The following is an 889-nucleotide window of genomic DNA, read 5'->3' on the forward strand; positions in this document are numbered from 1 at the left end:
GCGCTGGGTTCCGGTGTGGCGTACGGCGATCTGACGCTGAACGCGACCGGCACCTGGACGGTGTGGCTCGATCCGTACGGCGCCGCCACCGGTTCGGCGACATTCACGATGGCGTTCGCCATCGACGGCGGGGCACTGACCTCCGGTACCGGGGTCAGTACGACGATCGGTTATCGGGGACAGATCGCGAGGTACTCCTTCGCTGGCACCAGCGGCCAGCACGTGACGTTCGACGTGACGGCGAGCGATTGGAATTCCGGTTCGGCGTATCTGTATGTGTATAGCCCGACGAATGTGCTCGCTCGCACCATCGCGCTGGGTTCCGGTGTGGCGTACGGCGATCTGACGCTGAACGCGACCGGCACCTGGACGGTGTGGCTCGATCCGTACGGCGCCGCCACCGGTTCGGCCTCGTTCACGATGGCGTACGACATCAGCGGTGGCACGCTGGTTCCCGGTACTCCGGTGAGTACCACGATCGGCCATCGGGGTCAGAACGCCACGTATGCCTTCTCCGGCGTCAACGGCCAGCAGGTCAGGGTCGACGTGACCGCGAGCAATTGGAACTCCGGTACGGCGTATCTGTACGTGTACAGCCCGACGAATGTGCTCGCCCGTTCGATTGTGCTGGGTTCCGGTACCACGTATGCCGATCTGACGCTGAACGCGACCGGCACCTGGACGGTGGTTCTCGATCCGTACGCGGCTGCCACCGGCTCGGCGACCTTCCGAATCCTGACACCGTAAACGGCGAGCCTGGAGCGGGGGGGGGGGGGGGGGCCCCCCCCCCCCCCCCGCCCACCCCCCCGGGGGGGGGGGGGTTTCTTTTACCGTGGGAACGAGGAGGGTGCTAAAATAGGGGCTTTTTTTTTTCCTCTCGGGTTTTTTT

Annotated in this window: 1 protein-coding gene; it reads left to right on the plus strand. The window is 65.1% G+C overall.

Features of this window, described 5'->3' with window-relative positions:
- On the plus strand, positions 1-747 hold a 747-nt coding region (locus tag ACZ6QQ_RS18480), incomplete at its 5' end, for a hypothetical protein (protein WP_465877612.1).
- Positions 748-889: the final 142 nt, after the last annotated feature.

The organism is Micromonospora sp. NPDC049529, assembly GCF_055586685.1.